The 26,009-nt window shown below is 47.3% G+C and carries 19 protein-coding genes; 11 read left to right on the forward strand and 8 right to left on the reverse strand.

All coding sequences use genetic code 11. From position 1 onward, the window contains the following. The first annotated feature begins 41 nt into the window (after positions 1 to 41). Positions 42 to 266: a hypothetical protein gene (locus ACJJIE_RS14015; protein ID WP_444892084.1), complete on the forward strand. Its 225-nt coding sequence runs from the start codon at positions 42 to 44 to the stop codon at positions 264 to 266. A 520-nt stretch (positions 267 to 786) separates the two neighbouring features. Next, positions 787 to 1,806: a hypothetical protein gene (locus tag ACJJIE_RS14020; RefSeq protein ID WP_444892085.1), complete on the forward strand. Its 1,020-nt coding sequence runs from the start codon at positions 787 to 789 to the stop codon at positions 1,804 to 1,806. A 163-nt stretch (positions 1,807 to 1,969) separates the two neighbouring features. Here ACJJIE_RS14020 and ACJJIE_RS14025 read toward each other — a convergent pair whose 3' ends face one another. Then, positions 1,970 to 3,046 carry an MBL fold metallo-hydrolase gene (locus ACJJIE_RS14025; protein ID WP_444892086.1) on the reverse strand — a complete coding sequence of 359 codons (1,077 nt, stop codon included), beginning with the start codon at positions 3,044 to 3,046 and terminating at the stop codon, positions 1,970 to 1,972. A gap of 134 nt (positions 3,047 to 3,180) precedes the next feature. Between ACJJIE_RS14025 and ACJJIE_RS14030 the strand changes: the two genes are divergently transcribed. Then, a complete protein-coding gene (locus ACJJIE_RS14030) occupies positions 3,181 to 3,792 on the forward strand; it encodes a TetR/AcrR family transcriptional regulator (RefSeq protein ID WP_444892087.1) in 612 nt (203 codons plus the stop codon). 89 nt (positions 3,793 to 3,881) lie between these two features. Here the strand turns inward: ACJJIE_RS14030 and gbpA are convergent, their stop codons facing one another. The 4 genes from gbpA to ACJJIE_RS14050 form a co-directional block, all read right to left on the reverse strand. Beyond that, on the reverse strand, positions 3,882 to 5,534 hold the full coding sequence (gene gbpA, locus ACJJIE_RS14035) for an N-acetylglucosamine-binding protein GbpA (protein ID WP_444892088.1): 1,653 nt from the start codon (positions 5,532 to 5,534) through the stop codon (positions 3,882 to 3,884). Positions 5,535 to 6,316: 782 nt separating this feature from the next. Then, positions 6,317 to 7,144, reverse strand: coding sequence for a DUF417 family protein (locus tag ACJJIE_RS14040; protein ID WP_444892089.1), 828 nt, complete (start codon positions 7,142 to 7,144; stop codon positions 6,317 to 6,319). A 155-nt stretch (positions 7,145 to 7,299) separates the two neighbouring features. Beyond that, a complete protein-coding gene (locus ACJJIE_RS14045; RefSeq protein ID WP_282931156.1) occupies positions 7,300 to 7,668 on the reverse strand; it encodes a cupredoxin domain-containing protein in 369 nt (122 codons plus the stop codon). Beyond that, a complete protein-coding gene (locus ACJJIE_RS14050) occupies positions 7,669 to 9,912 on the reverse strand; it encodes a heavy metal translocating P-type ATPase (protein WP_444892090.1) in 2,244 nt (747 codons plus the stop codon). A 200-nt stretch (positions 9,913 to 10,112) separates the two neighbouring features. On the opposite strand from ACJJIE_RS14050, the gene ACJJIE_RS14055 reads away from it, so the two are divergent. From ACJJIE_RS14055 to ACJJIE_RS14075, 5 genes are all read left to right on the forward strand, one after another. After that, positions 10,113 to 11,420 (forward strand): DnaT-like ssDNA-binding domain-containing protein, encoded by a 1,308-nt coding sequence (locus ACJJIE_RS14055; protein WP_444892091.1) that lies wholly within the window; start codon positions 10,113 to 10,115, stop codon positions 11,418 to 11,420. Beyond that, the gene (locus ACJJIE_RS14060; RefSeq protein WP_108734620.1) at positions 11,332 to 11,997 is read left to right on the forward strand and encodes a replication protein P; all 666 of its coding nucleotides are present in this window, start codon (positions 11,332 to 11,334) and stop codon (positions 11,995 to 11,997) included. Before ACJJIE_RS14055 ends, ACJJIE_RS14060 begins: the two co-directional genes overlap by 89 nt. 189 nt (positions 11,998 to 12,186) lie before the next feature. Continuing rightward, positions 12,187 to 12,849 carry an outer membrane beta-barrel protein gene (locus tag ACJJIE_RS14065; protein ID WP_444894772.1) on the forward strand — a complete coding sequence of 221 codons (663 nt, stop codon included), beginning with the start codon at positions 12,187 to 12,189 and terminating at the stop codon, positions 12,847 to 12,849. Between the two features lie 217 nt (positions 12,850 to 13,066). After that, the gene (locus ACJJIE_RS14070) at positions 13,067 to 13,777 is read left to right on the forward strand and encodes an outer membrane beta-barrel protein (protein ID WP_444892092.1); all 711 of its coding nucleotides are present in this window, start codon (positions 13,067 to 13,069) and stop codon (positions 13,775 to 13,777) included. A 591-nt stretch (positions 13,778 to 14,368) separates the two neighbouring features. Beyond that, the gene (locus tag ACJJIE_RS14075; protein WP_444892093.1) at positions 14,369 to 14,806 is read left to right on the forward strand and encodes a VanZ family protein; all 438 of its coding nucleotides are present in this window, start codon (positions 14,369 to 14,371) and stop codon (positions 14,804 to 14,806) included. On the opposite strand, the gene ACJJIE_RS14080 is transcribed toward ACJJIE_RS14075, so the two are convergent. Together ACJJIE_RS14080 and ACJJIE_RS14085 are read right to left on the reverse strand one after the other, a co-directional pair. Continuing rightward, positions 14,784 to 16,664 (reverse strand): phytase, encoded by a 1,881-nt coding sequence (locus ACJJIE_RS14080; protein ID WP_444892094.1) that lies wholly within the window; start codon positions 16,662 to 16,664, stop codon positions 14,784 to 14,786. The genes ACJJIE_RS14075 and ACJJIE_RS14080 overlap by 23 nt on opposite strands. Positions 16,665 to 16,795: 131 nt before the next feature. Beyond that, positions 16,796 to 19,399, reverse strand: a complete 2,604-nt coding sequence (locus tag ACJJIE_RS14085; protein ID WP_444892095.1) for a TonB-dependent receptor — start codon at positions 19,397 to 19,399, stop codon at positions 16,796 to 16,798. A 229-nt stretch (positions 19,400 to 19,628) separates the two neighbouring features. Here ACJJIE_RS14085 and ACJJIE_RS14090 point away from each other — a divergent pair, with 229 nt between their 5' ends. Beyond that, positions 19,629 to 21,551: a PhoX family protein gene (locus ACJJIE_RS14090; protein WP_444892096.1), complete on the forward strand. Its 1,923-nt coding sequence runs from the start codon at positions 19,629 to 19,631 to the stop codon at positions 21,549 to 21,551. 111 nt (positions 21,552 to 21,662) lie between these two features. Continuing rightward, positions 21,663 to 22,745, forward strand: coding sequence for a phosphate ABC transporter substrate-binding protein PstS (pstS, locus tag ACJJIE_RS14095; protein WP_282931148.1), 1,083 nt, complete (start codon positions 21,663 to 21,665; stop codon positions 22,743 to 22,745). 1 nt (position 22,746) lies between these two features. Here the strand turns inward: pstS and ACJJIE_RS14100 are convergent, their stop codons facing one another. Next, the gene (locus ACJJIE_RS14100) at positions 22,747 to 24,609 is read right to left on the reverse strand and encodes a sensor domain-containing diguanylate cyclase (protein ID WP_282931147.1); all 1,863 of its coding nucleotides are present in this window, start codon (positions 24,607 to 24,609) and stop codon (positions 22,747 to 22,749) included. Positions 24,610 to 25,536: 927 nt separating this feature from the next. Here ACJJIE_RS14100 and ACJJIE_RS14105 point away from each other — a divergent pair. Next, positions 25,537 to 25,896: a putative quinol monooxygenase gene (locus ACJJIE_RS14105; RefSeq protein ID WP_444892097.1), complete on the forward strand. Its 360-nt coding sequence runs from the start codon at positions 25,537 to 25,539 to the stop codon at positions 25,894 to 25,896. Positions 25,897 to 26,009 lie beyond the last annotated feature (113 nt).

Below are 26,009 nucleotides of genomic sequence, written 5' to 3' on the forward strand. Positions count from 1 at the left end.
TAAAAATCGTATTTACTAAAAATAAAAGGAGATAAATATATATGGATTTCACCAGTGCTTTTCAATATAAAAAATGGGCCAACTTAGAGCTATTATCAGCTGGAGAAAAGCAACTTCATCTTCTACCCAAGGAAGGTGCGAGCTTCTTTATCCGTATACTCAATCATACTGCGGTGGTCGACAGCCTGTTTATCAGCCATATTACCGAAACACAGGAGCTGTTTTATTCAGACAACACAATTGAGACACCTACGATTCCTGGCTAATCAACTTCTCTCGAAAAACAACGTTATGTGATCTTGAGAGAATAATTAATTTTCAATTTACGGACGGGGATTCCGGGCAACTATCAATCCAGGAAATGTTGTTTTAGAGAACAAAAGGAAAAAATAATGCAGATTGTGATAAAACACTAATTTTAGCAGTTATCTGATTTTCCCAGGTACCTCTTTACAGGTTGCCACACAAAAGGACAAGAACAACCAACCCTCATATGTTAACATGTTTAGTGTTGTAATAACGCATAAAAAATGCATACCCAGTCAAGCAAATCAAGCTGACTGGTTAAATCGTACCAATATTGAATATATTACTGAAAGGGAAAACCTTTTGAAAGATCAATAAAATAAAGCTAGTTTAATAAAGACTATAGACTGCCAAGCTACTATAGTTTACATATCAACATATAGTATCAAACGACATTCTAACCTAGCTATTCACACAAAAAGCAAACCCCAAATAAAACTTAGATAGAGCATCATATTGAGCAATAAAAGGAGTTTATCGATGAAACACTTTCAAATTTTATCTATTTGTACTTGTTTTTTGACTGCAATCTCAAGTTCTCTAGTGGCAGAAGAAGTAGAACCCACCCCGGCAATGGATTTAAAAGAACCGCCAATGGTGATAATCCATGGGCCTGTATCTATCCCCCTCTATGCTGACCCAGGAAATGTTGTTCCTGATCATCTAGAAGCATTTGGCTTCTACCAGTCAGGATGGGAAAAAGACGACATTCCTGATGCTGCAACATTGTCAACTTTTGTCAATATTGACTATGGAAAGGTTGATACATATATGGATATTGCTAAAAGCAGTGGTACCAAAGTCTGGATATCACTTCAATCAATTTTCTTTAGTGGTTATGATGACGGCTATAAAAAGAACAGTGATTATTATGAACGTTGGTTAGAAGCCAAGGAAAAGCTAAAACCTTACGAAGACATGATCTATGCGTTTGATCCTCTTGACGAGCCATATCATCGCTCAGATATGGACAATGATGACTTAAAGGAGTACCTGGAGGAAATAGGGCTTCTACTCAAGGCGGATTTCCCCAATGCACGTAGAGGTATAACTTTTACAAAAGACACCGTCGGAGAAATGAAGAGTAAATACGAGGGAGAATGCGTTAGAATCTGCTCCAGATTACCAGCCCCCCCAAATAATTATGATTTATTTGGCGCGGATTACTACAAGCATAAAAATTTTCAGTCCGATGTTGTTAACGACCTTATGTATGCAACACAAGACATGGATGTAAAATACCACATAGTACCCCGCGCATTTAAAACCGACAGCCCAAGCTATAGTGTCATGACGGAAGAGGAGTTAGTTCTCCGTGCTTGGGATGCTTATGATTTTGCTGCAAGTAATGAAAAAATTGTAACAATCTTTCCCTTTGTCTGGCGCACAGCTGGGAATAATGAACATGATAAGTACAGTTATTTTGGTGTAAAAACTCTGCCACTTGTAAGATCACAGTATGAGATTCTTGGAAAAGCAGTTGCAATGTTTAGAGACTAAAAGGAAATAATATTTTCCAGGACGTCTACTTCTGAATAAAAAATTGGGGTTACCGGAGCTTAACTCTGGTAACCCTATGCTTAGCAATTTAAATTACACCCAACCTGAGCCACAAACCACAATACATTTGCCCACTCCTTCGAATATAAACTTCAAATCCGAGCTATTTAGTCACTAGGTTTAAATTATCAGCTGCCCTCACCTCATCTTTCCACCAGGCCTTTGTTGTGGTGGGAGATCGCAGACGAACAACCTCTCCAATGATAGGCGTTACCAAAGTGACACCCTGGTCTTTGGCTGCCGCCTGTGCGCGCTCCAGGGGTTCATACCAATCGTGTAGGGCAAGATCAAAAGTACTGTTGTGGATAGGTAACATTGCTCGCCCTCCAAGATCGAGATGTGCCTGTACACTCTCTTCGGGCAACATATGAACCGAGCTCCAAAGCTTGTTGTAAGCACCCGTTTCCATCAGTGTCAGGTCGAACGGACCAAATCGCTCACCAATTTCACGAAAGCCACTAAAATAGCCACTGTCACCGCTAAAGAATATACGGCCCTCGCGCCCTTCAATTACCCAGCTGGCCCACAGTGTTGAGTCTTTATCCGTTAGTCCACGCCCGGAAAAATGTTGAGCCGGAGTCGCGGTAAAGTGCAAACTGCCCAGGGCAAACGATTCCCACCAGGCCAACTCCTCAATTTTTTCGGCCGGAATTCCCCAATTACGCAAACGACTCCCCACCCCGGTAGGAACGACAAATTGCTCTACTTTATCCTTCAGTCCGCGAATACTATTTTTGTCTAAATGATCGTAGTGATCATGGCTGATAACGACCGCTTTAATCGAAGGCAAGTCTCGAATATCTATGGGCAATGGATGAAAGCGCTTTGGGCCCAGCCACTGAACCGGGGATGCCCGCTTGCTAAATACCGGATCTGTCAAAACATACTGATCATCCATTCGAATCAGTACTGTGGAGTGCCCAAGGCGATATACGGCACTCTCAGCGACAGGGGCTGCCAGCTCTGCGGCGGGAATCTGCCGCAATGGAATTGGCTTCACCGGTGCGGGGGCTGTACGATCCGCCTTAATGTAGGCGCCAATCATCTCAACTATACCGCCACTACTGACTTTGTAGTCCGTATCACTGTTGCGGAACTTCTCGGGTTGATTTGTACAGCTACCAAAGAGACTTACCGACATAACAATCACTCCTGCCAGAATCCACCAGCGCTTCTTCATTTCACTTACCATGTAAACTATACAGTGCAGTGTACAAACTAACTATATAAAAGTAAACTATATAGTGTAAAATTTGCGTAAGAAGTAACTCGCCGGCAATGGAATCCCCCGGCCCAGATTTCACAGAGATACCCATGACTGAAAAAAAACCAACCAGAAGTGAGCTGAAACGCCAAGCTATTATTGATGCCGCCAAGCAGGCTTTTCAGGAGCTGGGGGTGCAGGGCACGAGTATGGACGAGCTGGCAGCCCGAGCTCAGGTATCAAAACGCACCGTGTACAACCACTTCTCCAGTAAAGAAGCCCTGGTGATGTATTTGATCGGTGAACTCTGGCAGCAAGCCACCCAGCCCTCCGGTTGTGACTACAACCCAGATAGTGATATGCAGTCACAACTCCGTACACTGTTAGAGCAGGAAATAAAAACGATCTGCAACCCGCAGTATATTGAGCTTAACCGCATGGCCTTCGACTACTTCTTCCACCAGCCAGAAGCACTACAGAAGGAAATGGAAAAATATAAGGCCCATGAAACCGGGGTGCAGCGCTGGATTAAATCTGCCGTAGCTGATGGGCGACTAAAGTCTCTCGACATAGAGGTCGCCAGTGGGCAGATTCACAACCTGATTAAGGGTGGTTGCTACTGGCCTCAGTTACTCCAACTCTCCGGCCCACCGAGTTCCGCCGAGCAAGAGACACTGGCCGAGCGCACCGCAGCGATGTTTTTAAGTTATTACCAAGCTTAAATCGCTTCCCTAAAAGGCCATCTATTACCAACTAGTTTACCTATAAAAAAGGCCCCCAAAGGGGCCTTTTTTATTTTATCGGGAATAAATTACAGTCTTTCCCAGAGTATCTCCCAGTTCCCACCAACACCTGGCTCGAACTGTACTGCACCTCTTTTTACTTCCTTACAATAGTGGGAGTAAGCAGAGTCCTTACATTCGTAGACATTACCGTCACGGCCCAGAACTTTGGTGCCCGCAGCATAGTTTCTATGACCTCTAGGGAAGACATAATCGTAATCCTGATCACTCGAAGATTGATCATCGTCATTGGAGCTATCATCATCTCCGTTCGAAGTATCGTCGTCCCCGTTCGAAGTATCGTCGTCTCCATTGGAGGTGTCGTCATCGCCGTTGGAGCTATCGTCATCCCCATTGGAAGTATCGTCATCCCCATTCGAGGAGTCATCATCACCAGAGGTATCTTCAACCAGGTAGAAGTTCAGAGTGTTTTGATCAACCATGTTGCCATCGCGGTCTTTTACCACCACTACAACCATATGGTGCCCTGCTACAGTCTCTGAAAGGGTCAAGCTAGTACTGGCAGTATCACCATCATCAATGTTATTGCTATAGCTTGCTAAAGTATCACCGCCATGATTCACCACTGTAACCTCAACGCTGACATCTCCCGTTGCACTGAGAGCCAAGTCTAGAGAAATAGCACCACCGGTAATTGTGTATTCACTTTCAAGGCCACTTACCGTTACTTCATAGCTGGGTTCTTCTTCGCTCAACTCGTAACCGATCTCGACATTTTCCAGGCCACTGCCATCTTTCAGATAAATTCGGTTGATACCGTACAGAGGTTCAAAACTATTATCACCATCAAAATCACCGGCGCGGATATCGGTCTGCTCTGCATTAATCAACTCAGCCAAATCGTGTGACCAGTTTTCAGCGATGCCCTGCTCTTCGGAGGCAATTTCCAAAACAGTGCTGTAAGATGAGTTTTCACCTGAGCCATCAAATACGCGGGTATATACTTTATCGCCAACGTTCAAGTCCTGCGTCGGATTGATGGTACCCGCAGCGCTCCACTCGGTATTAGTGACATTATCGCCATCGAACTCTACATCGATAACATTGTAGAAAGCGTTAACCGTATCACCCACATCCCAAACAGCCAGAATTACATGATAGCCCTCGCGATCCGGCACCTGACACTCATGAGTTGTATTTACATCTGGCTGTTCATAATTGCCATCTATCTCACAGAATGGATCGAGATCAAATTGATCACGAGTCAAGACTGAATTCGGATTCCAATCTTCTTTAGTAATATAGTATTTCCAATCACGAGTTACATGATTGGCGGTGAAGTACCATTTAAAGGTTTGCCAACCGGAGCTAATATAATTTTTTACCCAGCGATCTGATGTCTGTTCATTAAGCTCAGACCAGGCACTGCTTCCTCCACTGGCAATCTGCCCATCGGCAGGGCCGCTATCGGGAAAGCCTTCAGGACCTTCAATACTCTGAGGTTCCCACTGAACTGCACCGCAATTCAAGTTCATTTCACCGGTATCTAATGCGTATTTACACAAAGTACCGCGCGCAGAAGCTACACCACCGTCAGCAGCCTCAACATAACCATGACTGAAAGCATTAGAACTGGCACCGGCTAATACCACTGCCATTAATGTGCGATTGACTATCGGTTGTTTAAATACGGATGCTAATTTTTTCTTACGTAGAATCATATCTCTGCCCATTTATTACTTTGCGTTCAACTTCCTTCCCCAGCTAAACACAAACTTTTACTTTTAGAGGATGTAAATCCTGCAACGCTAGCGACAGAGTTATGGACCGCCACTAACTGGCACGGTTCCTATTATTTTTATAATTCAGACAAACAACCTTTAGCGTGTCACCGAAAGATAAGTCCAACTTTTAATAAATACCATCCCATTAAAAGTTCCATATACACACCAAAATAAAAATACAAATAATGACAAAACAACTTCTTGCAAAATATAAAAATGACAATCTAAAACAAAGAAAGACCACATTATCGGAACTTTACTACAACAAAATATCAATATGCAGCACCTTTGATGGAACTTTATTCCAGCAAAAGTAATCAGGTACAAACCCGAAAATAACGTTTATGAAAATATAAAAACAAAATATGGAAGAACTATGAATTTCACACTTAAATCCTCCCGGAAATCAATATGAAACCCTAACTAACTCCACCTATCGCTTACCGGCAAAAAAACACGGTGCACCCACGACAAAATAGAAACAGAAAAAACCTAGAAAACAACGACCAATACTTCTTCTATAACTAATCGGGCAGAGGGTTTTCCAATGAAAATTAAAAATATTAGTTTTTTAAAGCTTTCACCTCACTGAATTCATACCGGCCAGATATCCCTGAGCCCACAGAAAATGCCACCTTTCGATATCTAACAAATAGTATCCCCAATGAATCAAAACCGATATTTTGGGGCCTCAGAACAACTCTTTGACCCCATCAGCTTTAAGATTTAATCATGGAGTTTCTAAAGCCCAAGATTAATATCAGATTTGCGATAAACCACAGGTCTTTAATAATAAAAATACCGCTGGAGCTAAGTTGCCAGGGAGCTACCCAACTGCCTGGGTAGGAGTAGAGGAAGGTCTGTGTTGTTATAAATACTGCGGCACAAAGCAATAGTCCCGGCCAAAACAGCTGCCGGATATAAATACCCAAGGCGAGGATAGCCAGCGCAATCAAGTCATATATACCGATAAGATTTGAGGCCATCTGCACGCTAAATACACTGTATAACCACGACATCAGTGGCGAAGTGCTTACCAGGCCTTCAATCCCCTCAGCCTCAAGCGCTGTGAATTTCATCCCACCAATCCAGAGTAATACCAAGCCGACAGGGAAATAATTGAGCCATATCAACTTTAGTGGACTCAACGAATCCCGATACAACCAGGTAATACCCAAGGTTAACAGGGCAAAGTACTTAATTATCCCCTGTCCTGAGCCAATTGCAGGAAAGCCGCCCAGGGAGTCGATCCAATGGCCGCTGCCAAGAAGACTCAGTAGGGGCACTAGCGATATTAAAATCAGAAGGATTGCCAGGGGCTTAACAACCCGCTCAAAGCGAAGGGCGAGTGCCCCCAAAATAGCGGCGACTGAAAAAATAATAGCGGTCAGTAAACGTATAGAGGAAAGCACCTCCTCATTAGTGACACCGTAGAATTCAAATACGCGCTTGATACCACCCCATTGGCCGGAAAAAAGCGCCACCGCAATAAGCGCAAAGGCGATGGCCACCAGGGCGAAGGGAAGTTTTCGAAGAAAGAATGACATTTGTTGACGACCTCTTAACAAATTAGAGCTTAGTCACCAGCCTGACCAGAGCCCCTCTCTCCATACAGGTGAAAGGCGGCTCTGGGGTATTGGTTAAATCTATGTCGTCTTGGCCCGGGGAATTATTACACACCCATAGAGAATCACATTTACTGTTACTCCAGTATCAATGTGCCCCGATACATTTGCATCTGGCAGTTGAACGGGTATTCACCCGGCTCGGCTTTTGGTATTTCCACCAAGGTGTCCTGGTTCAGGGCAAGCTGAGCGCTGACTTCCAAGTCTGGAAACAATACCCACTCGGAGCAGGGACTTGGGTCCTCCCGGTGAAAATGCAAAGTCGCTGTGCGACCGGCGGGCAGGCGGATAAGATCCGGTTCGTAAACTCCATCCTTAACCAGAATCTGTAAATTATCCGTGCTCGGCGTCGCCTTACTGGCACTTCTTTTTGGCCCCAACCAAAACCACCAGATAACAGCCAGAATCATCAGCACACCGACGATATTTACGAGAACTTCAGCCATTTAGCGAGCCTCCGATGGTTTAAAGAAGCGCAGGCGGTTGGCATTACTGACCACCGTCAGGGAGGAAAGCGCCATAGCACCACCGGCAACAATGGGGCTCAGTAACATACCCGTAATCGGGTAGAGGACACCGGCGGCGATGGGAATACCCAGAGTGTTATAAATAAAAGCTCCAAACAAGTTTTGCTTGATGTTGTGCAAAGTGGCCCGGGACAACTCCACGGCATTGGCGACCCCGTGCAGGGAGGAACGCATCAGGGTGACATCGGCGCTCTCAATAGCAACATCGGTACCGGCACCTATCGCAAAGCCCACATCGGCCCGCGCCAGGGCCGGGGCATCGTTAATCCCGTCACCCACCATACCCACTCGCTCGCCTTTTTTTTGCAATTCAGCGACGATCCCCTCTTTATCTTCCGGCAATAGTTCTGCGTGAACTCGATCGATGCCCAGTTGCCGGGCAACCGCTTCAGCACTGCCGTGATTGTCCCCGGTAAGCATTTCAATGCGTAAACCCAGTTTGCTCAGTCGCTCGATTGCAGCTTGCGCATCAGCGCGAATCGGATCGGCTACGGCAATAATCCCCCGCAACTTGCCGTCCACGGCGGCGTACATCACCGTGCGCCCCGCCGCAGCCAACGTGGCTGCCCGCTCATTCCAGACATCCAGGGAAATGGCTTCCTTTTGCATTAACTTGGTATTCCCCAACAGCACGTGACTGCCACCGATATCACCACTCACACCGTGAGCTGTGATGGCTTCAAAGTTGGCTGGAGACTGCAATTCAAGGTTTTTATCGTGAGCTGCCGTCACTATGGCTTCAGCCAAGGGGTGCTCTGAGCCCTGCTCCAGGCTCGCCACTAAACGCAGCAGTTCATCACTGTCGCCATCACTATCGATATCTGTCAGACGCGGAGAACCCTCGGTGAGAGTCCCGGTTTTATCCACAACCAGGACATCCAGAGTGCAGGATTGTTGCAGGGCCTTGCCGTTGCGCACCAATACACCGTACTCGGCACCTTTGCCGACCCCCACCATAACCGACATGGGAGTAGCCAAACCCAAGGCACAAGGACAGGCGATAATCAGCACCGAAGTCAGTACTACTAACATATGGGCAACCCGAGGATCGGGGCCCAAGTTGAACCAAACCAGTGCGGCCACCAGGGAAATAATCATCACCACTGGCACAAAGATGCCGGAAATCTTGTCCGCCAAGCGCGCGATAGGTACCCGGGAGCTCTGGGCATTCTTTACCATCTCGATAATCTGCGCGAGGCGGGTGTCGGAACCCACTTTATCTGCGCGAAACAACAGGCTGCCATTTTTATTCAGGGTGCCGGCGGCGAGGCTGTCACCCTCCGCCTTTTTCACCGGCACTGGTTCCCCGGTGAGCATGGATTCATCTACCAGGCTGCGCCCTTCAAGCACAGTGCCATCCACCGGAATTTTCTCGCCGGGGCGGACGCGCAGCTGGTCTCCCTGCTGCACCTGCTCGATAGGCAGATCCACCTCTCGGCCGTCTCTCAATACCCGCGCGGATGTATCCTGGAGCTCCAACAGCTTCTCCACTGCGGCACTGGTGCGCCCGCGAGCCCGAATTTCCAGTGCCTGGCCGAGGCTGATCAGGCCAATAATCATGGCACTGGCCTCAAAATACACATGTCGTGCCGCTTCCGGTAAGAGATGGGGGACCAATACTACAAGCATGGAGAAGAGCCAGGCCGTTCCCGTGCCCAGGGCCACCAGCGTATCCATAGTGGCATTGTGGTGGCGCAGTGCCTTCCAGGCACCGCTGAAGAAGTTACCGCCACAGAAGACCAGCACTGCCAGGGTAATCAGCCCCATAGCACCCCAGGCCAGCTGCTCCGCAGGGGTATTCACCGATACCTTGTCAGTGATCAGCCCCCAAGCCATCATTGGCACGCCCACGCCCAGAGCAAATGCCGAGCGCCACAACTGCTGGCGGTAGTGCCGCTGTGTCTGCTCCCGCTGTTCCGCGCGCTGCTCTCGTTCACTACTTCGCAGGAGTTCAGCGCCGTAGCCCGCGCCTCGGACGGCTTCGATACAGGATTCAGCCTCCGCCGGGCCGTATACCGACAGGATTTTATCGGACAGGTTTACCCGGGCATCAGTCACCCCGGCTACGGCCTTAACCGCAGTCTCAATTTTGTTGATACAACCGGCACAATTGACTCCACTCAAACGGAACACCGTTGGCGCAGATTGTTGCTCCTTCGTCATCTTGCTCTCCCGCAACACCAATTACAGCGACAAAGTTACAACCTTACCGCTAGGGGAAGGCAACAGTTGGCAGCGCACCGTCTGCCGAAATTTCGCAGTCAATTCATCCTTCAGCTTAGTGGTTGGCACCAGGGGCAGGAAAAGGCTGAGGATTCGCCAATGATCGCGCATGCGATGCGACGGAATGTTATTATCGCGCCATGACACATCCCCTGCTCCCCGAAAGACCCCTGAGTATCTCTCCTTCTCTGGCTGCCACTGTCGGCCTGGAGGAAGCTGTGCTGCTCACTGCACTTGGCGACCTGGCTCCATTCCTTCCCCTGGAGCCCTACGGAGGCCGGGATTGGTATACCGCCGAGGGGGAGCAGCTATATCTGCTGCTGCCCTTCTGGCAGGCAGCGGATATCCAACGGGTAGCCACCAGCTTGCGCAACCAGGGTGCCCTTCTGCTGGGGGCGGCACCATTCGGCAGTAGCGAGATTCTGAAGTTCGCCCTGCCCGGTGAATACAAGCGCCCGATGGCAACACCCCCTACCCCATCCAACCGCAATGCCAACACCATTGCCCCCAGTTGGCAGCCGGATAGTGAAACCATGGCGCGTATCGCCCAGCTGGGTATTCCCGAGCACTTTGTAAGGGAGCAACTGCCGGAGTTTGTCACTTACTGGCGCGAGCGCGCCGAGCCCCGCCACTCCTTTGGCTCCCTGTTCCTGCGCCAGGTTAAAAGCAAGTGGGAGGCTTTTCGCGCAACGGCTCAGCGCAAGCAGCCACTGCCCAACGGCTGGCAACCCAGCGATGAGACCCTGCGCAAGCTGGCGGACGAGGGAGTCCCCAGCACTTTTGTCGGCCGCGGCCTACAGCGCTTTCTCGATTACCACCGCTCCAGTGGCAAGCAGTCCATTTCCTGGGATTTGGAATTCAATGACTGGATCATGGAAGACTGGGAGAAGCAGGACACGCCATTTATCGAAAAACGCAAGCCCACTGCTATGTCCCGCGACTGGCAGCCCAGCGAGCACACCTGGGAGCAGTTGCAGCGCCTGGCCATCAATCCGCGCTTTGCCGCCGAATTGCTACCGGAATTTATTTATAAATGGACCGAGCGCGGTGGCCACAGTGCCCGCTGGGGTGAACTGTTTATCGAGTATGCGCGGGAAGAGTGGGCCTATTACTGCCAGGGTATTGAGAAAAACCCGGTGGCCAAACCTATCTCCCGCAACTGGCAGCCCAGTGGTGACTGCCTGAGTCATTTGATGAACCAATGCGAGATAGATCGCGACTTTGCTCTATCCCTGGTTCCGGAATTTATTATTTACTGGCGCGGTCAAAATGCCGCACGTAAAAGCTGGGACGCCGTATTTGTGCGTCACGCGCGCCACCAGTGGGCGGAGCGCAACAAACTGGCAATAGGAAACTCTTATGGCAATCCACAAGACTCCCACAACAACACCAACCAGCGCACCCGCGACCGGTCAATCGGCGACATACTCACAGACACAAACTGGTAGTGAACAGGGCCAGGAACTGCTGAACGAAAAGAAGCGCGCAATCAATGAAGTATTTGCGCTGTTTAAACTGAATTATCACAACCAGTTCAGCGCAGCGTTTCCAGACACTGAAACCCTTCACCACGCTAAGCGCCTCTGGCTGGAGGCCCTGCTTGCTTTCGCTCCCCAGGATATTATGCAGGGTGCCAAGCGAGCGATCCTGCAAAGCGAGTACCTGCCCACCGTACATAAAATGCTGCAGCTGTGCGCCGCTGGGGAGAATGGTTTACCGGAAGCTCGCGCCGCCTATCGCGAGGCCTGCAATGCCCCCAGCCCCAAAACCAATTACAACTGGAGCCACTTAGCGATCTACCACGCGGGGAGGGAATCCAACTGGTTTTTTCTTGCCAATAACCCCGAGTCTATCGCCTACCCGGTCTTTGCCGAGCACTATCGAAAAATATGTGAACGAGTCCTGGGGGGAGAAAAGCTAACCGCTCCAGAGCAATTAAAGCTGGAGGAAAACCCCGGCTCACCACTTTCCAAGGAAGAAAATTCGAAAAGACTCTCGGAGATGCGGGCAAAGCTTGGCATTTAGAAATTAACAGCCAACTGCTTACTCTGACTTTGAATACAGGGCCTGATACCTAAAGGCCCTCACGCCAATGACTTGTTAAGTAAAAGCCCTGATCTAGCTTTACTGTGCTTTAAATAAAAATAAACAAAGCACAGGACAGATCATGAATAATTTTAAGACCACCTTAAAAATAAGCTTTTTTCCAGCCTTATATTCACTTTCGCTACAAATACCAGCGCTGACTTTGCCAACAGGAAATATATTGGGGCTACCCTCGGTGAAACCTCTTATCCTCAATTTTGCTCATCTGCAAACCCCCGGATAAAATCACAGATTCCTCAAGGATCCACAGACGGACGCTTTCATTGCAATAGTAGCGGCAGTACGATTAAGTTTTATGGCGGCTTGCGCTGGAACAGATACCTCGCCCTTGAAATCAGCTATCTAAAACCTTCAGCTGCGCAAAGCAGCTTTTATACCAATAATGAAAATGGAGAGTATGCAAAGGCTGCATACCAGGTTGAAACACATTTATTGACCGCCTTTTTATTGGGTTTTTATCCTGTTAACTCCAATATAAATATGTTTGCCAGAGTCGGGACTGGAGCTTGGAGAGGGAAATTATCAGAGCAACAATCCGCTCAATTTTATCTCCCCCAGCAATTATCCAATGGACAATTCACGGCACAACTTCAGACGTTCGATAAAGACAAGTCCCAAAACCACAAAGGCCCTCACTGGGGAGTTGGGGTCGGTATGAATTATGTCTATAGGAATCACTGGATTTGGAGACTGGAGTGGGAGAAACTGGAGCCCACTGGAGTAGACTTCAATGCAGAAACACTATCACTGGGTTTAGGGCGGCTTTTTTGAATTTTGTTAATTGACACCTATAACTTTAAACTAATTAGATAGAGTTCCCGCAAACTATTACTGGGAACTCTACCTTTAGGCGACAAATCCAGTTAATAGAGTAGGTCCTACCTTCGACCAATCTAAAAGACGTTATTATTTTGGTGGTTGCCTTAATAAAATTTCACTCTAAAATCAGCTTCAGCGGTCCCCCATATAAGCTAAACAAGGTCAAGCCATGAACCGCTTTAGCCCCCTATTCATTATTTTTCTACTTTCCTTACCAGCCCTTGCTTGCGCCGATTTCTACTCACACAAATATGCTGGTATTTCTTTCGGTAACCAGCATGCCAATAACTTGTGTAGCGAAGCAGAAAAGCGAGTTCAACAAATTAGCGCCAGCTTAGATCAAGTGGATCTCAGTCGGTGTGATGATAAAAATAACGCCTGGAAACTATTTGCAGGAATTCGATGGACACCTTACCTGGCAATTGAAGCCAGCTATCAAAATTTCAATAAGTACCAGCTGAATACCCATATCTCATATGGGGATGGTGAATATTTAAACTATTTCTCTGATTTTGATAGCCAGCTTTTCAATATATTTTCCCTGGCGTATCTTCCCCTGGGAGAGTCATTTAGCTTATTTGGGAAACTTGGCACCGGCATCTGGTACGCGGAAACCAATGAGATTCAGAAGGGTGAAGTTTTTATCCTATACCAGCTTGAAGATGGAAGTTTAATAGAACAATTAACTCCAGTCAGAGGTGAATTAACCGATAGCAGCAATGGATTCCACTGGGCTTATGGTGCTGGTATTAACTATAGCTATAGGGGTAAGTGGAGCCTACGGATAGAGTGGGAACAGTTTTCAAAAATTGGGGGCGATACGTTTCTGGATGAAATAGATAGTGAAGCTATCACTATGGGGTGGAGTATGCATTTTTAATGATAAACCCCTGTTAAATACTGATAGAACTCCTCTCTATAAGCAGCCATTAACTAATACATTCTAAAATGAACAACAAAAAGAATAAAATACTGAATGAAAAAGATCTGGAGGAATACCAAGAAGACTATCGAGCGAAAATAGATTATGAAAACACGCTAAAAGAAACCAAAAAAACTCATTCAATTATATACATTACAATAGTTTCTATACTATTAATTTACTCAATCTTCGTTTCGAGAAGCTCTAGGCAGCCAGACAATTTTCAATGGACCATTCTTATAGTGTTTGTGCTGTTAATATTCGGAACAAAAAAACAACTAGAGCAAGAAAAACTTGAAAACCCACCTATTTGCACCGACTGTAAGAAAAATATGGAGCCCTATGAGTTTCGATCTAGAAGTAAATCACTAGATGTTAATGGTATCGCCTACCTATGTAGGGACTGTAAGTCGAAAATAATTGATACTGAGCCATCACATTCTGGATAATTCACATAGCCAAACGGCCTATCTTTCCGATCCAATCAGATATCTATAAAATCAATAGCCAAGCTTCACAAGATTAGACAAAACTGTATCAATAAGTATTATGTCAAGATTTCTCAAGGCTTCAGCCTTACTATTTTTTCTCTTTATTCTTTGGATTATCTATCTAGCCAATACCGGATCGAATAGTATATTTTTTGACCTTGTCCGTGCTATGCCCTATGGCGATAAACTAGGCCATATCGCCTTGTTTGGTACTTTTGGCCTTATCCTGATACCTGCCACCCGCGCCACTTATTTTAAGCTCGGCTTTATTAGAGTTTACTATGGTGCTATCGCAGTGCTTGGCTTTGCCCTGATTGAAGAAATAAGCCAGGCATTTGTTCGCTCAAGGACTTTTGACTTACTTGATCTGGCCGCCGATATCGTTGGAGTGATACTTGCAAGCTCTCTGGTTTACCTGGTTCAGAGAGCCCGCAATATTAACAATTTAAGCCAGCCGGAAAACCCCGATACCGCTAGTGAGACAACAGACGATTGATATCCCTCCAATCAACCAATTTAAAATTCTGGGCTGCGCTGGGCATTCGGTTGCGCCCATCCTGAACAACTAACAAACCTTGAGGATATTCCGCACCCAAAGCTGAACTGGTAACGGCCAAACCATCGGTCTCCGAACTGCCATCCACACCTAACTGGGGGTTCATACCAACCCGAAAATGGGTAATAAATTCATTCCCACTACGGCTGAATAGTGCATAGCTATCATTACCTTGACTGGATATCACTAGATAGCCCTTGTCGCCATCCTGATAAAGTGCCAATCCCTCTATATCTGCCACCAGCTTTTCACCATCCACTTCTGCCACCAACTCTGGAGAGGCCTCTGATAAGGACTTTAGGTCCAGCCGCCAAATCCCCCGGTCCTCCTCAGCAAAAAACAGGGTTCCGAACTGGTCATCCACAACACAGCCTTCAACCTGTCCATAGTCATCAAACTGGATACCCTGCTCAATCTCAAACTCATTGGAGGACTCAGAGACATTGATTTTGAGCTGATGCAAGCTGGCCTCCTTGTCAGAAACCCAGGCATAAAGCCCACTATCGTCCTGTTGCAGGCACAAGCCATAGGGATCATGAAGCCCTATACCCCGGTATCCAAGATACCCCACCTCGCCCGTTATACTGATAGAAAATAGATCCAAACCGGGATTAGTACGATTAGAGGCAACGGCAATCGCATCGATATCGGGGTGGGAAATTTTACGGATATCAACATTATTAACCCTGCCTACCGGAAAGTGCTGTTTTAAGCCGCCTGATAGATGATAGATATTGAGCCCCTTTTTTTTATCTGTAGCAAAAATCAGGCTGTTTGCCGGCGAATGAGGGTTCACCCAAATGGCGGGATCATCGGCAGCATCCCCATAAGAGTGAACGGGGTCAGTTTGTCCCCTGGCGGCAATAGTGGGAATAATCTCAAGCGGATTATCTGTAACTCTGGTCAGTTTGGTATTTATCGGGAAATAGGTTATTTCACTCTGCTTATCATTTAACACGGCCAACCTATCACCAAAAACTGCTATAGAGGCAGGACTTTCTGCAGGCAATGTCCAAGAGTGGTCGGGCATACCACTTCCTGACAAGTCGAAAGCCTGTACTCCCTGTTCCACAGCAATCCAGATTTGGTCCTGCTGATAACCCAATCGCAAGCTGCCGAAATCATCACCGAGCCGTTTCGCCGAGATTAAAAGCTCACGCTCCTCATCTCGCTCTGCATCGGCATTCAATGCCAATATCCCTACAGGCGGCTGTGATACCAGTAATCGCCCCCGACGGTTATCCACGCTACAACTATTAACCTCCTCCCCCAAATATATTGGGCGGATCTCGGTAAAGTCCCAGTGCCCACCGCTGGGAGAAAGCAGGTACTCAAACCCCAGTCCGTCCTCTCCAATGGCAACCAGGTGATCTCTTCCTGCTTGTAGTGAAAAACAGAGTGCGCTCACAGGCTTGGCATTCTCAAGCTTTCCTAAAAGTTGAAGCCGCAAATCATCGTTTAGATCAGTAAATAATTGATATAGATGTAATTGCGCTTCCTGCTCTTCGTAAGCCGCCACCAGGTAGCTACCATCTTCCTTTGGCTGAATTGCAAGTGCCTCTACTCTGGCATCATTTTGAACTTGTATTTTTGCGGACTCATCTACAAGCACCAGCCCCTTATATTTACTAGATAGCAACAAGTATTGCTGCTCAGGGAAACCGACCAACTGAATCTGTTCAGCTATCACACCCTTTAAAGAAATGATATTTTGCGAAGATAATCTTTGACTATCCTTTTCAAGATCACATCCGAGTAATATAAGGCAGGACAAAACACCCACTATTGAAAAACGCATAATAAAACCTGCTTAGGATTTACCGGTAACTGACAGAAAATATTATTTTTATAAAAAACAAAGCCCCACAATATTGCAGGGGCTTTATCAGGATAAGAATTTACACTAATCCAAAAATTCCAGTAAAAATTCTAGAAAGTGCTATAGCTCAGCCCAATCGCATAAGTCGGACCGTATTCTTCGTACTGACCATTAAACCCAGACGTGTGAACATAGTAAGGCTCATCCGTGAGGTTAACCCCAGTAAAAGTAAGTTGAAGGCCATTATCAAAGCGGTAGCGGGCCGACAAATCCAATTGCAAATGGTCTTCTTCGTAGCGGTCATTGACCTCATTTTCAAGGTCTACTTCCAGCAGGCGTTCACTGCGGAAAGCTGCTGACAGGCGCATACTAAAGGCATCGCGTTCATAGCCTACAATAAAGTTGCCGACAAAATCCGCCTGGGAAGGCATAGATATTTTGTCACTGCGATCACTGCTATTGAGACCCAGATCAGCTTCTGAATCGGTTAATGTTGCATTAGCCCTGAGTAAGAACCCATTTTCAAAACCTTGGGTCCAGGCCAGTTCGGCACCGCTGATACGGGCGTTGTCTCCGTTAATCGGTTGCCATACTTCAGCATCATCAACCGCTAAATTCCCTACAAAACGGGTAAAATCGGTATTACTGGAAACCTCAGACATAACAATAAAGTTATCGATACTCTTATGGAAAAGTCCCACAGAGAACATACCCAGGTCGTCCGCATAGTATTCGGCAGATAGGTCGATATTGCGGGATTCATAGGGGTCTAATTCTGGATTTCCAGCTTCAACCTCCAGTTCCCCATCATCGTATTCAATTTTGGCCGGAGAGGGGTTCAAATAGCCAAATGATGGACGCGATAAGGACTCCGAATAAGCTGCACGGAGAACAACATTATCGTTGTAATCAAACTTGTAATTAATACTGGGGAAGAAATTGTCGTAGTCCCGCTCGTAGTTAACCTCAGTGGCATAAACCCCTTCTGAAATTAAATCGGCACCCGGCAGGGGCTCTTCCGACTCTGCCACATTCACTCCTTCAGCAGTAAATTCGGTGCGCTCATAGCGAACCCCAAAAACCAGCTGGGAGCGATCCAACTCAATAGAATTCATCACATACAAGGCCGTGATGTCTTCATTCATTGCGTAGTCACGGGCGGATGCCAAAGCGGTCTCCGTCTCATCTATGTCAAAATCACTGAGGTTAGCATTGATAAAACTATTCAGGCTTCCAACATTGACGCCAGGTCCAAATGCATCCAAACCATAATCGATACTATTGCGAGAAAAGTCCGCCAGAGTGTAATCCCCACCAAACCCTTCATATACAGTCGCATTTAAGTCACCAGCCTTTTCTCGCTGACGCTCATGTAATCCGAATTTAACTACTGAAGGATTGCCAGCCCAATCAATTTCTCTACTGATATCAATACGGAAGCTGATTTCTTCATCTTCAGTAAAGTTATCTTCAATGACCAACTCATCGAGTTGATAACTGGCCGGGTCCAATACTGCTTCAACATCCTCACTTCCCACCGCCATACGGGGAGTATCACCAGCTTCAACATACCCCAAACGCAAGGAGTCCAAGACAAAATCGGTATCGCGTCGATTGGGTTCAGATTCCTCTGCATGGGAATATCCCAAGGCATAGGACAATCCCCATTGCTCAAAATCATGCTCGCCACCAAATACCGCAGAAATAATTTCCTGTTCTTCCAGGCGGTCCTTCAGGGACTTCTCCAACGCGGCCTCTTCCCATTCTGCCGAGTTGGCTGAAATAGTCTCCGGCTCATCGCGCTCATCATCGAGTTTCCAGGAATTGCGCTGGCGAATTTCCTGATCAGAAAAATCGGAGTACAAGCTGTGGAGATAGATACTGGAGTCACTGCCCAGGTCCAGGTCGAAGTTGGCAGCAACGCCTGTGCGCTCCCGGGTAATACTGTAATCGCGATGCTCTATTTCGGTCGCGCCCTTAGCGACAGAGCCATCTTCAGCCGTCAGCTCTTCCCAGCTACCGTCAGTCTCAATATTATCTGAGCCAAAATCCCGCTCCTGATGACTTAATGCCAGGGCCACCCCAAGACGGCGCTCGCCAGCAAGTTCAAAAATATTTGTCATTGTCGCAGCCACTTTGGGGCTGTACTCTTCCTGCAGCTCACTGTAACTATTCTCTACGCTGAACTTGTAGCGATTGCTGTCATAATCCAGGGCATTCAGGCTTTTGATCTCTATGGCACCGCCAATAGAGTCTGCGCTCATATCTGGCGTAAGCGTTTTAAACACCTCCAAACTCGCCAATAAGTCCGATGGAATAACGTCCAGGGCTACCGCCCGAGTGTTTGTTTCCGGTGCCGGCAGGCTCACTCCGTTAATTGTCGCCGCATTCAAATTTGGGTCTATACCCCGAACCCCGACAAAACGACCTTCGCCCTGATCCCTTGCAATAAATACCCCCGGCATCCTCTGTAACGCTTCCGTGACATTGGCATCGGGGAGTTCACCGATCGCATCAGATGTTTGCACCGCTACGACTTTATTGGCATCGCGCTGCCGATCCAAATCGCTGCGCGCATTACTCGCCTGAGCAGTAACTGTCACAGTTTCCATAGCCTGGTCATTCTCTGCGACAGTATTCGCGCTAATGATGGCAGTCGCCAGAGCCGCCAATGGCATTCCCAGTAACCGCAAGCCTGAAGTTCTGTATTTCATTGCGTCCCACTCCCACTTTGCCGGTGGCTTATTGAATTGGACGCAGACTAGAAGGCCGCTATGAACTTTACGTGACATTTTTTTTAAGCTTGTCATCACATAGTCAATTAGTACTGCGACGATAGATGTAAGCCCTGCTATTTACATAGATATCAATCGCCTTAAAAAGAACCATCAAGGCAATTAACAGTAAAAAGCGTCATATACTGAAGCCAAATATGGAGCAGTCATGAACGAAAGCCCCACAAACCCAGCACGCAGATCTCTATTTAAAGTCCTGGGTGGTGTAACCGCCACCGGTGCTGTAAGCAGCTTACTACCCGGCTGTAGTGGGAGTGAAAAGCCCACACACAACTCCCTCACCTTTAAAGAAATTCCCCATGGCCTGGATTACCAACACCATCTACCAGAGGGTTATAAATCCACGGTTCTGCTAAGGTGGGGAGACCCTCTACATAAAGAGGAAACATCTTTTCAGCCTGAAGAACTTAGCGCCAGTGGCCAGGAACAACGCTTCGGTTACAACAACGATTTTATTGCTTTTATGCCCTTGGCAAAGGGGGCGAGTTCCACCCAGGGGTACCTGCATATACAAAGTAAAAATAGTGATCGCGGGCTTTTATGTGTCAATCACGAATACACCCAGCCCCATCTAATGTTCCCCGGTTATAACGACGAATACAGTGCCACCCGGGGAGTGAGTGCCGAGCATGTGGCCATTGAACAGGCTGCCTGCGGACACTCCATCGTGGAAATTCAAAGAACTAAACGGGGCTGGAAAGTAGTGGCTGACAGTCCCTATAACCGGCGGATAACTTCTACGACGCCAATGGAAATCACTGGCCCGGCCGCAGGCGACGAACGTTTGAAGACCCACCAAGATCCCAGCGGAACCCAGGTCCTCGGTACCATAGGTAACTGTGCAGGAGGAAAAACCCCATGGGGAACCGTATTAATTGCTGAAGAGGGGTTTGGTGGCGCTTTTCAGGGAGACCCAAAAAAGCTCGAAGATTCCCTGGAGATCGAAAACCATCAACTTTTTGGTATAAAACCGGAAAATCGCAACTGGGGTGACCACGACCGCCGATTTGATATTCAGGTAGAACCCAAAGAGCCCAACCGATTCGGCTGGATGGTGGAGTTTGACCCCTATAACCCCCAATCAAAACCGCGCAAACTGACCAATTTTGGGCGTTTTGAGCACGAAGGCTTTACCCTGGTCTGTAAACCGGGACAACCGATCGTTGCTTACGGCGGCGATGATGATGAACATCAATTTGTCTATCGCTATGTATCCCAAGATAACTATCAGCCCGAAGATCCCGATACAAACCGAAAGCTACTCGTTAATGGCTCGCTCTATGCCGCACGATTTGCCGACGATGGCAGTGGCGAATGGCTGCCGCTGATATATGGCCAGGGCCCACTGACCGCAGAGAATGGTTTTCGCAATCAAGCAGATGTAATGATTGATGCGCGCCGCGCAGCCGCGCTACTGGGAGCCACGCCAATGGATCGGCCGGAGGACGTAGAGACTAACCCCCACAATGATTGCACCTATGTAATGCTGACCAAAAACAAGAAGCGCAGCGATACCGATGCCGCCAACCCCCGCGCCCGCAATACTGCCGGCCATGTATTGGAAATAGCGCCCCCCGGGAAGAAGGGAAACCGCGACCACACAAGCGCACAATTTCAGTGGCAGCAATTTCTACTTGGCGGAAATCCCAATGCTGAAAACCCCGCTGAAAGGGGCGCCTATGGACAGCAGTCCCCTTACGATATCTCTGAGCACGGCTGGTTTGCCAATCCCGATAACGTTGCTTTCGACCCCAGGGGCAATATGTGGATTGCTACTGATGGCTGTGAGCGCTTTGGGTTCCACGATGGACTTTGGGCAATGGCTACTGAAGGGCCTTTGCGAGCGGCACCCAAGCATTTTTTTGGCTGCCCCCAAGGGGCTGAAGTATGCGGGCCGGAATTTACCCCCGACGGAAAAACACTATTTATTGCTGTGCAGCACCCCGCCGATTCACGCAACTCAACTTATGACAATCCCCTGCACCGGTGGCCAGATAATAATCCCCAGTTACCACCTCGGCCGTCGGTACTGGCCATCTACCGCGAGGACGACCAAATAGTCGGTAGCTAGGCAATTGATATGACGAACCAGGGACCCTGCTAAAATTTTAATCTAAAGCAGTTTTCGGCCTCTCATCCCGCCTATAGGCAGGTTGCCAGAGGCCTATAAGCCGAGGTCCCTATGATATCGAGGTGTGCAACCCTTTTACGCCGCCTTACCGCTGTGCTGGCAACCGCCAGTTTTATCCTTGCCGCCACACCGGGAACTGCCCAGGTACCAGAAAATCCTGTAAATCTCCGAGGCAGTGGCGCCAGTTTCCCCTACCCAATCTATGTAGAGTGGTTTCGGCAGTTCACCCATCGGGAAAACAACATATTTATTTTCTACGAGATGAGCAGTAGCGGTGATGGCATCAGAGACTTTCTCGGTCACACAGTCGATTTTGCCGCCTCAGATGCTGCTATTGAGATCGATGAGTTACGCAACCTGAAAGGTGGTGGCGTGGTACTGCCGGTTACTGCTGGGGAAGTGGTACTGGTATTTAACCTTCCCGGGATCGACAAGCTAAAACTGTCCAGGGAAGCTTATGTGGGGATTTTCCTGGGAGAAATAACCCACTGGGATGACCCCAAGATCGCAGCCGCAAACCCCGATATCAAGTTGCCCAGAGATGAGATTACCGTTGTCACCCGCTCTGAAAGTTCGGGGACCTCGTATATCTTTTCTGGACATATGAGTAGCGTGAGCCAGGATTTCCGCGAAAAAATTGGTTTGGACAGAACACCCAGTTGGCCAAAGTTGCCCAGATTTAAAAGAGCACCGGGCAATCAAGGCGTAGCCGCTAAGGTTCGCAAGAAAGTCGGGGCCATTGGCTATGTCGAACACGGGTTTGCCCAACTGGTAAACCTGCCTGTGGCTTTACTGGAAAACCACGCGGGAAATTATATTGCCGCAGGCCCCAAGAGCGGAGCAGAGGCTCTTTCAGAGATTGAATTTCCAAAAGCATCATTACCAATTAGTGGAGCTCCCAACCTAATCGCCTGGATCTGGGACCCCAAAGGAGAAACCGCCTATCCCATTACCAGCTTTTCCTGGCTGTTACTCTACGCAGACCAGGATGATCAAAAAGCACAAGCACTGCGGCAAATGCTCGTCTTTATGTTGAGCAACGCATCCCAAAGCCAGGCCGGAAGCTTGGGCCTGGTGCCCCTTCCGGAGAATATACGTCAAAAAGTACTCAATGCAGTTACCTACGTACGTTAATTTACGTAGCTTCAGCGCACTCCACAATACGATTACGTCCAGCGCGTTTGGCCTGATACAACGCAGAGTCTGCTCGTCGCATTAGCTCCAGGATATCTTCTCGCCCCTGCAGACGGGCGATGCCAATACTTGCGGTAAACTGAGCTTGCCCAACGGCACTTTTAATCACGATTTTAGCGATATCCCGGTGTATACGATTGGCAACCTTCATAGCTCCTTCGACATTGGAGCTGAGTACTAGCGCGAATTCCTCCCCACCAATACGCCCGAAGATATCCACATCCCGTACGTGTTGGGAAATTACTCGGGCAGTCGCACAGAGTGCCTGATCGCCGATTAAGTGGCCATGAATATCATTAACAGATTTAAAATTGTCGATATCCAGCATTAATACACACAATGGCATTTGGTTATTAATTGCCACAGCCACTAGATTACTGGCCTCTTCAAAAAAGCAGCGGCGATTAAAAATACCTGTTAGCGGGTCTGTGCGCGCCTCCTCTTCAGCCTTGGCTTTAGCGTACTCCAATTCCTGTGTGCGAAGTTTTACCTGTTGCTCCAGCTCGGTTCTCGAGGCTTCCAGGTGTAGTAGATACTTCTTTTCTGCAGTCTCTTTTTGTTGCCGTAAACGTTTTACCAGTAATCCAATAGCTATCATTATTGCCAACATCTCAACAAAAGAGGCAACCGGGGGCCAATAATAATTAATTGGATTGTGCACCACATAACCGAGATCCCTCATCGCCTGTACCAAAAGCCCCAACACCAAAACGCCCCAGGCTAAAGCAAAAACGGCCGCAGAAGTATCCCCCTGTCGCCAACGTACCAATGCGACAACAACAACGCCAGGATAGAAAAACAGAGCGAGCATCATGGAAATGTGCCCCAGAGCCTCCCACTGCAGTACAACGCAAATAACCAGGAATAAACCGTTGAGTAGAATTAATTTTAAAAAGTAATCCAGTCTTGGGGTATACTTTGCCGTTTCAAGAAAGTATCGGGCAAAAAGAATTCCGGTTAGGATCGCCACAGCACTACTAATCGATTGATAGCGCCAATCAAATTGCTCTTGAAGCAAATATTGGTGGGTATATCCCAGTAAAGATCCCCACACCCAAATTTTCGTTACGGAATATAACGAGTATAGATACAGGATATTCTTACGCGCAGTAATAGCACCAATCAGCGCAAGAATGGCCATCAAAAAATAACCACCAAAAAGAAATGACGTTAAAATGGCCTCAGCCTTACTCCTCTCTTCAAGTTGTTCAGGTCGCCAAATACGCATACTGGGAAAGGCAACACCTAAAACTCCAACATCAAATTTAACCATCATTTCCTTTGATGCGAAGGGGCGGATTTCCAATGGAAAAGCAAAGCGATGATGCCTGATTTTTCGACTGGAAAAAGGCTGATTCGCAGACAGACTTGCCAGCTCCGTATAAGGTTGACTGCCGCCCTGAATCCTAGAAAAGGCCGTCAGCCCATCGAGCTGGTTATCCACATATTCAATTGAGACATAAACTGTTTCACTACTGGAGTTTTTTAATATGAAGTGAGACCAGAAGGCTCCAGATTTAAGTCCGGTAGATCCAGCAGTTCCCAGGGGAAGAAAAAGTTTATTTTTGTAAGATTTTTCAGCTTCAACAATGTTTCCAAACCCCGATGGATCATGCCAAATTGCATTTAAGCCACTCGGTTTACTTCCTCCCTCCAACGAGGTGACATCCACAACCGTATGGGGGTAGCTGGGCATAGAAAGAAGTATGGCAAACATCAGCACTGCACAGCAAACCAAACGGTAGTGCCATTTAGGACCACCCTTTTGAGTCCACAGTTCAAATTCACCAATTGTTTTTTTCATTCTTACTATGTAGATGCGCAACAATTTCCGTCTTCATAAAGACCAAATCAGTCATAATGGATACTGACTTCCAAAGTGAATTGATGATGCTTGTTGTATTTCAGAGAAATAGCTTCCATACAAGAAAGTCATCAATTCATACTTACATAAAATAGCTATGTATGAACTCTACAAGTCCGCGCCTGTACAAAAAATACGCTAGTGGGGACTTTAAATTATCAGGTACAACTTTTTTCTACTCCCCCTATTTGGCAGTTTCACTCTTCATTTATCAAGCGCTTAAGTAATGTGTTTTATGCCTTTTAGCTTGAAATAAGGGTACACAGGCTGTTACGCCGTCTTACACCTTGGGACTAATCCTTAAAATCAAGTATTAATTAGGAGAGACAAAGAATACAAAATCTTAAATACGCCAAAGAAAAAATTCCTGTTAACGACTACATTTGACTACCCACATCGAATTTAAATATTGTCCCTAGAACGCTAAATTTAGAAATTGTTGCTGATCCGGGGATCTCATCGTTGTTTACCAATCAGTACATACGGAAAATATGCCACTCTTAGATATTAAGGAGCCTCTAAAGAGCAGCTGAATACAATTGGGCTTATCTCACAACACAAGCATTGAACCCTCCCTTAGACCAAACAATGAACCATTAGTCACTCCTGAAGCAGGTTCCTGATGTAAGGAGCCCGGTGAAGTTCAGTGCAACTGGAGGGCTATCAAAAGCTAGCCTTACCAAACTAGACGCCACGATGTCGTCTACAATATCTAGGACCACCTCTTGATCTTCTTCCTGAGTAGAGCAGTTATTCCTCCTCAGGTATTTAGCGGTGGGTTGCTTATCAGTCAGCATGCTCCCAGGGTCTAAAAGTTGTTGCTCTACTACTTATGTCAAAGCCTGTTAAACCGTATTGGAGATACTTATGTTTAATAATGTTGGCTGGATTGTGGAGGCGAAAATAAAGAGCGGACAGGAGCAGGCCTTTAAGTCAATTGTTGATGAAATGGTAGAGATAATCTCGCAGCAAGAAACGGGGACACTGAATTATCAGTACTATATTTCTGATAGTGGAGAAATTATTGTATACGAGCATTTCAAAGATGTAAGTGCCGCGCATAAACATGTGGATACCTGGGAGAATTATTCAGAGCGCTGGCTCAAGACGGCAGAACCCACTCGCGTCATCTATTTAGGCGATCTTCCCAAAGATCTTCAGGCACGCCATTCAGGCCTAACCCCCCAGCAGTATCACACCTATGCAGGATTCGAGCGCAGCCATTAATAAACTGAATATAAAAATTGTACTAAGGAGCCTCTGAATAACTCCGTAATGCCTCTTCGGGTCTTGAAGGCTGCAGGTGTTAGGCGCAACTCGCCGTGAATGGCCGTAAGCCC

The organism is Microbulbifer maximicatervae (SeqCode) (assembly GCF_052467325.1).